The following is an 8,839-nucleotide window of genomic DNA, read 5'->3' on the forward strand; positions in this document are numbered from 1 at the left end:
GGATTTTGTCATGACGCAATTTAACCCCGTCGACCATCCACACCGCCGTTTTAATCCGTTAACCGGCCAGTGGATCCTTGTATCACCGCATCGTGCAAAGCGCCCATGGCAAGGGGCGCAAGAGACACCAGCAAAACAGACGCTGCCCGCGCACGATCCGGATTGTTTTTTATGCCCGGGTAATACTCGGGTGACGGGCGATAAAAACCCCGACTACACCAGCACATACATTTTTACCAATGACTTTGCCGCGCTGATGACCGACACGCCAGACGCGCCTGAAAGCGACGATCCGCTGATGCGTTGCCAGAGCGCGCGCGGCACCAGCCGGGTGATTTGCTTCTCGCCTGACCACAGCAAAACGCTGCCTGAGCTGAGCGTCGATGCGCTGAAAGCCGTCGTGAAAACCTGGCAGGAGCAAACCGCTGAACTCGGCCAGCAGTATCCGTGGGTACAGGTGTTCGAAAACAAAGGTGCGGCGATGGGCTGCTCTAACCCGCACCCGCACGGCCAGGTCTGGGCCAACAGCTTCCTGCCGAATGAAATCGAGCGTGAAGATCGCCTGATGCGTGAATACTACGCCGAGCAGAAATCACCAATGCTGGTCGACTACGTTAACCGTGAACTGGCAGACGGCAGCCGTACGGTGGTAGAAACCGAGCACTGGCTGGCGGTGGTGCCGTACTGGGCGGCGTGGCCGTTCGAAACGCTGCTGCTGCCAAAAGCGCACGTGCTGCGGATTACCGATTTAACCGAGGCACAGCGTGACGATTTAGCGCTGGCGCTGAAAAAACTCACCAGCCGTTACGACAACCTGTTCCAGTGCTCCTTCCCCTACTCGATGGGCTGGCACGGCGCGCCGTTCAACGGCGAAGAAAACGCACACTGGCAGCTGCATGCCCATTTCTATCCGCCGCTGCTGCGCTCCGCTACCGTGCGCAAATTTATGGTTGGCTATGAAATGCTGGCAGAAACCCAGCGCGACCTGACGGCAGAACAAGCGGCTGAACGCCTGCGCGCGGTCAGCGACATCCACTTTCGCGAGTCCGGAGAATAACAATGAGTCTGAAAGATAAAACCCAAACCCTGTTCGCTGAGAAATTCGGCTATCCTGCTACCCACGTCATTCAGGCTCCGGGCCGCGTTAACCTGATTGGTGAACACACCGACTACAACGACGGTTTTGTTCTGCCGTGCGCCATCGATTACCAGACGGTGATCAGCTGTTCACCGCGTGATGACCGCCTGGTGCGAGTGATTGCCGCCGACTACGATAACCAGAGCGACGAATTCTCTCTCGATGCACCGATCGTTAGCCACGATACCCAGCAGTGGTCCAACTATGTACGCGGCGTGGTGAAACATCTGCAAAAACGTAATAACGCCTTTGGCGGCGCGGACCTCGTTATCAGCGGCAACGTGCCGCAGGGCGCGGGCCTGAGTTCATCCGCCTCGCTGGAAGTCGCAGTCGGTACCGTCTTCCAGCAGCTGTATCATCTGCCGCTGGATGGCGCACAGATTGCGCTGAACGGTCAGGAAGCGGAAAACCAGTTTGTCGGCTGTAACTGCGGCATTATGGACCAGTTGATCTCTGCGCTCGGCAAGAAAGACCACGCGCTGCTGATCGACTGTCGTTCGCTTGGCACCAAAGCCGTCTCCATGCCGGAAGGCGTCGCGGTGGTGATCATCAACAGCAACTTTAAACGCACTCTGGTCGGCAGCGAGTACAACACCCGCCGCGAGCAGTGTGAAACCGGTGCGCGCTTCTTCCAGCGCCCGGCGCTGCGTGACGTGACCATCAATGAATTCAACGCCGTGGCCCACGAACTGGACCCAATTGTCGCGAAGCGCGTACGTCACGTGCTGACCGAAAACGCGCGTACCGTTGAAGCAGCGGCTGCGCTGGAAAAAGGTGACCTGCTGCGTATGGGTCAGCTGATGGCGGAATCCCACGCTTCCATGCGCGATGATTTCGAAATCACCGTACCGCAGATTGATACGCTGGTTGATATCGTGAAAGCGACTATCGGCGACCAGGGCGGCGTGCGTATGACCGGCGGCGGCTTCGGTGGCTGCATCGTCGCGCTGATCCCTGAAGCACTGGTACCCGCAGTGAAACAGGCCGTGGCCGAGCAGTATGAAGCCAAAACCGGAATTAAAGAGACGTTCTACGTCTGCAAACCGTCACAAGGAGCAGGACAGTGCTAAGAGAAACGCCTGCGCTGGCCGCTGATGGCCAGCCGTATCGACTGATGACGTTACGCAACGCCGGTGGCGTGGTGGTAACGTTAATGGATTGGGGTGCAACGCTGTTATCTGCGCGCATTCCGATGAAAGACGGCAGCGTCCGTGAAGCGCTGCTGGGCTGTGCATCGCCGGAACAGTATGCCGAACAGGCTGCGTTCCTCGGCGCATCGATTGGCCGTTACGCCAACCGCATCGCCAACAGCCGCTATACGCTCGATGGGCAGACGGTTGAACTCGCGCCAAGCCAGGGCAAAAACCAGCTGCACGGCGGGCCAGAAGGCTTCGACAAACGCCGCTGGGCGATTGCCTCGCAGAACCCGACGGAAGTCATTTTCACCCTCACCTCGCCTGATGGCGACCAGGGGTATCCGGGCGAGCTTCAGGCGACGGCTATCTATCGCCTGACCGAAGATAACCGCATCTCTATTGAGTATCGCGCAACCGTCGATAAAACCTGTCCGGTGAATCTGACGAACCACGTCTATTTCAACCTCGATGGCGATCAGACCGATGTACGCAACCACAAGCTTCAACTGCTGGCAGATGCTTATCTGCCGGTCGATGAGAGCGGGATCCCACACGATGGGCTGAAAGACGTTGCGAACACCAGCTTCGATTTCCGCGAGCCGAAAACCGTGGCACAGGATTTTCTGAGCGACAATGACCAGAAGAAAGTGAAAGGCTACGACCACGCGTTCTTGCTGCAGGCAAAAGGCGATGCGACTCAACCCGTCGGTTATGTCTGGTCCCAGGATGAAAAACTGCAGATGACGGTCTACACCTCCGCACCGGCCATTCAGTTCTACTCCGGTAATTACCTGGACGGTACGCTGTCCCGCAGCCCGCAGCCCTACGCCGCCTGGCAAGGTCTGGCGCTGGAAAGCGAGTTCCTGCCGGATAGCCCGAACCATCCTGAGTGGCCGCAGCCGGACTGCATGCTGCGCCCAGGCGAAGAGTACGTCAGCCTGACGGAATATCAGTTTACCGCATTATAATCACGTGGCTTACCCGTGCCCCGGACGAGGTGCGATAGCACCGACTCCGGGGGTTCCCCGGCGTCGCTCCGCTCGGCCGGGCTACTCCCTTTCTCTGCCTCGTCGAAGTTTTAGCCACATTGCTGAAAATTACGTCACGCAAAGACAAAATCATAACGCCTGGTTCACATGCACCTTACACTGGGGCACTATTTTCGCTATGGTTATGCATAAGCGTTGCCGTCGAGCCTATCGCGGCAATATAATGAGAATTGTTATCATTCAATAAAGCTTGAGGAGTGAGAGTATGGCTGTAACTAAGCTGGTACTGGTTCGTCACGGTGAAAGTCAGTGGAACAACGAAAACCGCTTCACCGGTTGGTACGACGTTGATCTGTCTGAGAAAGGCGTTAGCGAAGCAAAAGCGGCAGGTAAACTGCTGAAGGCTGAAGGCTTCAGCTTTGATTTTGCTTATACCTCCGTGCTGAAACGTGCCATCCACACTCTGTGGAACGTGCTGGATGAACTGGATCAGGCCTGGCTGCCGGTTGAGAAATCCTGGAAGCTGAACGAGCGTCACTACGGTGCGCTGCAGGGTCTGAACAAAGCGGAAACCGCTGAAAAATACGGTGACGAGCAGGTTAAACAGTGGCGTCGCGGCTTCGCGGTAACCCCACCAGAGCTGACCAAAGATGACGAGCGCTATCCGGGCCACGACCCGCGCTACGCGAAGCTGACCGATAAAGAGCTGCCAACCACCGAAAGCCTGGCGCTGACCATTGAACGCGTTGTCCCATACTGGAATGAAACCATTCTGCCACGCCTGAAAAGCGGTGAGCGCGTAATCATCGCCGCTCACGGTAACTCCCTGCGTGCGCTGGTGAAATACCTGGACAACATGGGCGAAGACGAGATCCTCGAACTGAACATCCCAACTGGCGTACCGCTGGTGTATGAGTTTGACGAAAACTTCAAGCCAATCAAACATTACTATCTGGGTAACGCTGACGAAATCGCTGCAAAAGCGGCGGCCGTGGCAAACCAGGGTAAAGCGAAATAATTTTCGCTGAACGGTAAAAGAAAAAAGCGTGGAATATTCCACGCTTTTTTTATTTCTGCTGCGTTCCCGGCGGCACTTCGTTTGGCCGGGCTACTTTCTAAACGTAGCCCGGGCGAGATGCGTAGCACCGACCCCGGGGAACAAATTAACCGCGGCGTGCCTTAACCGCGTTCGCTAACTGGCGCAGGACAGTATCGGTATCTTCCCAGTTAATGCAGGCATCGGTGATGCTCTTACCATACACCAGCGGTTCACCGCTGTCCGGGTTCTGATTACCTTCCACCAGGTGGCTTTCAATCATCACGCCCATAATGGCTTTCTCGCCGTTGGCAATCTGGTTGCAAACATCCGTGCCAACTTCCATCTGCTTTTTAAACTGCTTGCTGGAGTTAGCGTGGCTGAAATCAATCATGATTTGCGCCGGCAGACCTGCTTTCGCCAGACCCTCTTTCACCGCGGCCACGTGGGAGGCGCTATAGTTTGGCTCTTTACCGCCGCGCAGGATGATATGGCAATCGCCGTTACCGCTGGTGTTCACAATCGCTGAATGGCCCCATTTGGTCACGGACAGGAAACAGTGCGGCGCACCGGCAGCATTGATGGCATCAATGGCCACTTTAATGGTGCCATCGGTACCGTTTTTGAAACCAACCGGGCAAGACAGACCAGACGCCAGCTCGCGGTGAACCTGAGATTCGGTGGTACGCGCACCGATCGCACCCCAGCTCATGAGATCTGCCAGGTACTGCGGGGTGATCATATCCAGGAACTCGCCCGCCGCTGGCAGGCCGCTGTCGTTAATATCGAGCAGCAGCTTACGTGCGATACGCAGGCCGTCGTTAATCTGGAAGCTGTTATCCATATGCGGATCGTTAATCAGCCCTTTCCAGCCAACGGTGGTGCGCGGCTTTTCAAAATAGACGCGCATGACGATTTCCAGCTCGCTCTGCAGTTCCTCACGAATTTTCAGCAGGCGCTGCGCATACTCTTTGGCAGCAGCCGGATCGTGAATCGAGCAAGGACCGATCACGACCAGTAGACGATCGTCATCCCCTTTCAGGATCTGATGGATCGCCTTACGGGCATGAGACACCGTATTGGCGGCATTTTCAGTGGCTGGGAATTTTTCAAGGAGTGCTACAGGAGGTAATAACTCGTTGATCTCTTTAATGCGTAAATCGTCGTTCTGATAATTCATGACTGTTCCAGTGTTGCCATACTTATACAATTGAGTGCAATCCCTTCAATCTATATCGTCAGCCAAAAAGTGTAAACTGGCTTTTACACTTTAGCCGGGGAATAACTAAAAAAACCCTACAATTTAGAATTTAATAGCAAAACATTGGCGTCATAACGGCAACTAACGATTTAATAATCTATAAATTATGCTAAAAACAATATATTTCAACATCACATGCCGCATCAGACGCTATTTTTGCCCATGGGATTTCGTTGCGTATTTCTGTGCGGAAAAAGCAAAGATCTGCAATGATGTCAGATAGTCACACTCAAATAGGGAAGGATGAGCATCATGGCGCATAGGCATGATTCACACTCGCACACCACGCGAAATGATGGCAATGCCCGTCGTTTACTGCTGGCTTTTGGGGTAACCGCGGGTTTTATGGTCGTCGAGGCGATTGGCGGGGTTGTCTCCGGATCGCTGGCGCTGCTCGCCGATGCCGGGCATATGCTGACCGACTCAGCCGCGCTATTGTTCGCGCTGCTGGCCGTGCGCTTTGCCAGTCGACCACCGAGCGGGCGTCACACTTTCGGCTGGCTGCGTCTGACCACCCTCGCCGCCTTCGTCAACGCCATTGCCCTGCTGTTTATCATCATCCTGATTGTCTGGGAAGCCGTGCAACGCTTCTATCATCCGCAGCCGGTGGCAGGCGTCACCATGATGGTCATTGCGGTCGCCGGGCTGCTGGCAAATATTCTGGCCTTCTGGATTTTGCATCGCGGTAGCGAAGAGAAAAACCTGAACGTGCGCGCAGCGGCGCTGCATGTGATGGGGGATTTACTGGGTTCAGTGGGTGCGATTGTGGCGGCAGTGGTTATCATGACCACCGGCTGGACGCCCATCGATCCGATTCTCTCGGTGCTGGTCTCCTGCCTGGTACTACGTAGCGCCTGGTCGTTGCTGAAAGAGAGTATGAACGAACTGCTGGAGGGGGCGCCGCAGTCAATCGACGTGGCGGCGTTAAAGCGCAATATGCGCCGTTCACTGCCTGAAGTACGCGACGTGCACCATGTACACGTCTGGCTGGTCGGTGAAAAACCGCTGATGACGCTACACGTTCAGGTGGTACCGCCGCACGATCATGATGCACTGCTGGATCGTATTCATCACTTTCTCGAAGAGCACTATCAAATCGATCATGCAACGGTGCAGATGGAATACCAGCCCTGTAGCGGCCCGGAATGCCACCTTAACGAGGCGCATTCCGAACACGGGCATCATCACCACCATTAATGGGACAGCGCGCGAGAACCCCGTTCACGTGCGCTATTCATCCACATCCGGCTGCCGTTGAGCGCGATGAAGGTCAGGATCAGATACTCCAACGCCATAGCGTAAACCCCTTGTAGGGCAAAAATCGCCACGCTGATAACGTTAATGATTACCCACAGCAGCCAGTTCTCGACGTATTTGCGGGTCATCAGCACCATCGCCGCAATCGACAACACCATCATGCTTGAGTCCCAGAACGGGAACGCATCCGGCTGCAGCGTCGGCATCACCACGTTCATGCCCATTCCCTGCATCACGTTAACCGCAACCCGCGTGAGCACGGCGAAAACAGGGTCGATATAGAGCGTCATCAGCGCAATCGCCACCACGCATGCCGCCAGCCAGCTTAGCGCTTTGGGCAATGGCAGCCAGCGAATTTGCAGCTCAGCTTCATTCTGGCTAGTTTGCCGCGACCATGCGTACCAGCCGTAAAGGTTGGCCGCAAAAAAGAACAGCTGTAACAGCAGGCTAGCGTAGAGCTGAATCTGGAAAAAGATGATCGCAAACAGCGTAACGTTGATCAGGCCAAACAGGTAGTTCACGATCTTTTCAAGGCTTGCCAACCAGATACAGAGCAGCCCGGCAACCGTCCCTACCGCTTCTATCCACGAGAGGTCGTAGCCTCCCGCGCCCAGCGGTATATGAACCAGAATGTTTTGCGTACTAAAGAAATCCATTTTAACTCCAGCGCGTTAGAGGTTTACCCTCGTAGTGTAGCCGCAAAATCCAGCATCCGGTTCAGCGGAACCAGCGCGCCCTGACGCAGTTGTTCATCGACGTGGATCTCATGGGCATGGCCGCCGTTCTCCAGACCTTCAGCAATGGCCTTCAGGCCGTTCATCGCCATCCACGGGCAGTGTGCACAGGTGCGGCAGGTTGCCCCTTCACCGGCTGTTGGTGCTTCGAACAGCTCTTTATCCGGCACGGCCTGCTGCATTTTGTAGAAAATGCCGCGATCGGTTGCCACAATAAGCTGTTGATGCGGCAACGTTTTGGCGGCATTAATCAACTGGCTGGTTGAACCGACGGCATCGGCCATATCAACAATCGCCTGCGGGGACTCCGGGTGCACCAGCACCGCTGCCTGCGGGTACAGCGATTTCATGCGGCTCAATGCCTGGGTTTTAAACTCGTCGTGGACGATACATGCACCTTGCCAGCACAGCACGTCTGCACCGGTCTGTTTTTGCACGTAGCGGCCAAGATGGCGGTCTGGCGCCCAGATAATTTTCTCTCCCAGGCTATCGAGATGCTCGATAAGCTCAACGGCAATGCTCGAGGTCACCACCCAGTCGGCGCGGGCTTTCACCGCTGCCGAGGTGTTGGCATAGACCACAACGGTACGGTCAGGGTGGGCATCACAGAAAGCATTGAACTCGTCAATAGGACAGCCCAGGTCGAGCGAGCATTCAGCGTTCAGCGTCGGCATCAGAACCGTTTTTTCCGGGCTAAGGATTTTCGCGGTTTCGCCCATAAAACGAACGCCTGCCACCAGAAGCGTGGAGGCTGGGTGTTTTGCTCCGAAGCGCGCCATCTCCAGCGAATCAGAAATACAGCCGCCGGTCTCTTCCGCCAGTTGTTGGATTTCGGGATCGGTGTAGTAGTGTGCCACCATGACGGCATCACGTTCTTTAAGCAACCGCTTGATTTTCTCGCGATAAAATTGCTTCTCATCGAAACTTAACGGAACAGGCTTCGGCGGGAACGGATAAATTGCGGCTTCTGGGTCAAACATCACGCTCATCATGCTTCTCGTTTTACTGGCTTAACGAAATAAACGGTTATTCGGCGAAGATTCGCCGTTACCACGGCAATATGTTTTATATGCTAAACAAGATAGCCGATTCCATGAGAAAAGTCGTGGTGAATTTTGCGCCCTTCCCCGGAGTCGATAAGTTGCACCTCGGCCGGACTACAGACAAACGCAACCGTAGCCCGACCGAGCATCAGCGACGCTAAAATTTAAATTAAGACAGGTATCAAATCGTAGATAGCAAAAAAGCGCCTTTAGGGCGCTTTTTTACATTGGTGGGTCGTGCAGGA

Annotated in this window: 8 protein-coding genes; 5 read left to right on the forward strand and 3 right to left on the reverse strand. The window is 55.2% G+C overall.

Translation table 11 applies throughout. The features are described 5' to 3' along the window. Positions 1-10: 10 nt before the first annotated feature. From galT to gpmA, 4 genes are all read left to right on the forward strand, one after another. Positions 11-1,057 (forward strand): galactose-1-phosphate uridylyltransferase, encoded by a 1,047-nt coding sequence (gene galT, locus V6940_RS11160; RefSeq protein WP_333495901.1) that lies wholly within the window; start codon positions 11-13, stop codon positions 1,055-1,057. A 2-nt stretch (positions 1,058-1,059) separates the two neighbouring features. Beyond that, complete coding sequence (gene galK, locus V6940_RS11165; protein WP_220438423.1) at positions 1,060-2,208, forward strand: galactokinase; 1,149 nt, start codon at positions 1,060-1,062, stop codon at positions 2,206-2,208. Beyond that, entirely contained in the window at positions 2,202-3,242 is a 1,041-nt protein-coding gene (gene galM / locus V6940_RS11170) for a galactose-1-epimerase (protein WP_333495902.1), read from the forward strand. Before galK ends, galM begins: the two co-directional genes overlap by 7 nt. 286 nt (positions 3,243-3,528) lie before the next feature. Continuing rightward, complete coding sequence (gene gpmA / locus V6940_RS11175; RefSeq protein WP_035892201.1) at positions 3,529-4,281, forward strand: 2,3-diphosphoglycerate-dependent phosphoglycerate mutase; 753 nt, start codon at positions 3,529-3,531, stop codon at positions 4,279-4,281. A gap of 145 nt (positions 4,282-4,426) precedes the next feature. Here gpmA and aroG read toward each other — a convergent pair whose 3' ends face one another. Further along, entirely contained in the window at positions 4,427-5,479 is a 1,053-nt protein-coding gene (gene aroG, locus V6940_RS11180; protein ID WP_333495903.1) for a 3-deoxy-7-phosphoheptulonate synthase AroG, read from the reverse strand. A 333-nt stretch (positions 5,480-5,812) separates the two neighbouring features. On the opposite strand from aroG, the gene zitB reads away from it, so the two are divergent. Further along, positions 5,813-6,757 carry a CDF family zinc transporter ZitB gene (gene zitB, locus V6940_RS11185; RefSeq protein WP_333495904.1) on the forward strand — a complete coding sequence of 315 codons (945 nt, stop codon included), beginning with the start codon at positions 5,813-5,815 and terminating at the stop codon, positions 6,755-6,757. Here the strand turns inward: zitB and pnuC are convergent. Both pnuC and nadA read right to left on the reverse strand, forming a co-directional pair. After that, on the reverse strand, positions 6,754-7,473 hold the full coding sequence (pnuC, locus tag V6940_RS11190; RefSeq protein WP_333495905.1) for a nicotinamide riboside transporter PnuC: 720 nt from the start codon (positions 7,471-7,473) through the stop codon (positions 6,754-6,756). The genes zitB and pnuC overlap by 4 nt on opposite strands. A gap of 23 nt (positions 7,474-7,496) precedes the next feature. Further along, entirely contained in the window at positions 7,497-8,540 is a 1,044-nt protein-coding gene (gene nadA / locus V6940_RS11195) for a quinolinate synthase NadA (protein ID WP_333495918.1), read from the reverse strand. Positions 8,541-8,839: the final 299 nt, after the last annotated feature.

Source organism: Kluyvera sp. CHPC 1.251, assembly GCF_036759945.1.
GTDB lineage: Bacteria > Pseudomonadota > Gammaproteobacteria > Enterobacterales > Enterobacteriaceae > Kluyvera > Kluyvera sichuanensis.